The organism is Ancylomarina sp., assembly GCF_041555295.1.
In the GTDB taxonomy this organism is placed as follows: domain Bacteria; phylum Bacteroidota; class Bacteroidia; order Bacteroidales; family Marinifilaceae; genus Ancylomarina.
In genome coordinates this window covers 1-2,168 of record NZ_JBFFKR010000423.1, presented here as the reverse complement: position 1 = coordinate 2,168, position 2,168 = coordinate 1, and the positions used below count along the sequence as shown (strand labels likewise).

Below are 2,168 nucleotides of genomic sequence, written 5' to 3'. Positions count from 1 at the left end.
TAATTCGGGTGATGGTAAATTCCTTAAAGGAGAGGGTGTCATGAGTTTAGCACGTGGTTTCTTCTATTCTGGTTGCCCAAGTTTAATCATGACACTTTGGACTGTAGAAGATGTATCTGGTGCTACCTTGATGTCTTCATTTTATAAGTACTTGTCTCAAAGTTTTCCTAAGGATGTTGCTCTTCAGCAAGCTAAACTGGAATATATTGAAACAGCTGACGCTTTGAAATCGCATCCTTACTTCTGGTCGGGCTATGTCGCCATTGGTGATACGGAAACCTTATTCAAATTTAGTATGATTCATAAGATTTTGATACTTCTGGGACTGACTCTTCTGTTTGGTGGTATTTACTTCGTTTGGCAACGCTCAGGATCTAAAAAGGCTGAAGAACAAACCTTAGATATACTTTAAAAACCTACTTCCTTCTCTTTTTAAGCTCTTAGGAGAAAGTAATTATCGACTGAAGATTCTTTATTAAAGGTTTGATAAAACCTCTCATTCGAGGTTTATTTGCTATTCAAAAGACTAATTTCAATAAGTTGGATACAAAAGAAAGGATTGTTCTGTTGAGAACAATCCTTATTATATAAACGATAGTATGACGAATCGATTTATTCCAGCTTATTGAGAATCTCTTTAGCTTTAGTTCTGTAGAAACTATTCCCTTTGGCAATGGCACTATAGGTTTCCTTAGCTTTTTCTCTTTCGTTAGTCATTAGGTAGCAAATTCCTAAATACCACTCAGATTGTTCTATAAACAGGTTATTTTTGTGCTTTAATACCCGAATAAAATTCTTATTCGCTTTAGGATATTCTTGTACTTGAATATTTGAAATACCCGAATAGAAGTTACTCGTTAAATTGGTACTGTCTTTATCTAAAATCGTTTGGAATAATGATAGTGCAGCACGATAGTTCTTAGACTCATAGGATTGAAGAGCCTGTTCCAGAACTTTATCTGTATTATCAGCATCAGAAACGGAACGTGTATTGATCACAATACCGTACGGCTTGTAGTAGTTGCTAAATATTTCTTCATTGGTATATGTTTTGTCGCCAAGCAAAGAGTATATACCAGCCATACCAATAAAAAGAATCATAGAAGCTGCAGCAATCCTCCATTTGCCTTGGAATTTCACTTTGCGTTTTACATCAGGAGTAAGGATATCAATTGCTTCGAGTTTGCTTCTAAGCTCCATGACATCTTCTTCCATAATCGCTTCGTTTATCTCGTTATGAAGATTTAATTCCATCTCCAAGTCAAGATCATCCATTAGATCTTTTTCAAAATCTAAGATTTCATTTTCGTTAAGCTGATCGTCCAGATAATTATCTATGCGATCAAAGTTTTTTTCGTCCATCATACTTCGGTAAATTGATTATCGCTTTTAATATTCATTATAAGTGTTTGCTTGCACTTATATTTCCTAGATTTCACGTAATCTTCTCCGGCAAAGCCCATTTTTTTTGCAATTTCTTTTGCAGATACTTTTTCAAGATAAAGTCTCATGATTTCCTGACAATCAGCTGGCAAACGTTTAAAATGCTTCTGATACAGACGGTACTTTTCAGTTTGCTCGTAAGATATACTTACATCATCAACCTGTTGGTCGAGTACAATGTCTGATTTGATAAGGTCAAGATTATCATCTCTTTTCTCAAGTTTTTTTAACCACAAGAGTCGGCATACAGAGTAGATATACGTTCTAAAGTTACAAGTCAGCACTATAGGTGCTTTCTTCATCTTTCGAAAGATTACAATAATAGCCTCCTGAAAAAGGTCGCGTGCGTCCTCACTGGTTCCACTATTATTTTCAACGAATCTGCAAGTATCAGGAAAGAACTTGCGATAGATGTAATTCAATACATCATTATTGCTCATCCCAATTCCTTCTAGAATTGCTTCTGTTGTGTAATCCATGTTATCTACCTCTTTATTCCTTCTTTTTGCAAAAAGTAACCCAGTAAAACGAAAAAAAATAAAAACTAATCAATTTACATCTACAATTTCCGCATTATCAGTCTGTTACAAACAAATAAAAATTGATATTTTTCTGTTGGATATACATAATGTGGTTGAAAAACAACTTATATGATACTCAACAAATATGTGACGAAGTTATTTAAAATACGGATGAATTATTGTTTTATTTGTGTGAATGTAAAT

At 34.1% G+C, this 2,168-nt stretch carries 3 protein-coding genes; 1 reads left to right on the top strand and 2 read right to left on the bottom strand.

Features of this window, described 5'->3' with window-relative positions:
- The coding region (locus ABY905_RS16700; protein WP_372645935.1) for a CHAT domain-containing protein at window positions 1-412 on the top strand (412 nt) is incomplete at its 5' end.
- A gap of 200 nt (window positions 413-612) precedes the next feature.
- On the opposite strand, the gene ABY905_RS16695 is transcribed toward ABY905_RS16700, so the two are convergent.
- Window positions 613-1,365, bottom strand: a complete 753-nt coding sequence (locus tag ABY905_RS16695) for a tol-pal system YbgF family protein (RefSeq protein ID WP_372645933.1) — start codon at window positions 1,363-1,365, stop codon at window positions 613-615.
- On the bottom strand, window positions 1,362-1,922 hold the full coding sequence (locus ABY905_RS16690) for an RNA polymerase sigma factor (protein ID WP_372645932.1): 561 nt from the start codon (window positions 1,920-1,922) through the stop codon (window positions 1,362-1,364). Before ABY905_RS16690 ends, ABY905_RS16695 begins: the two co-directional genes overlap by 4 nt.
- Window positions 1,923-2,168 lie beyond the last annotated feature (246 nt).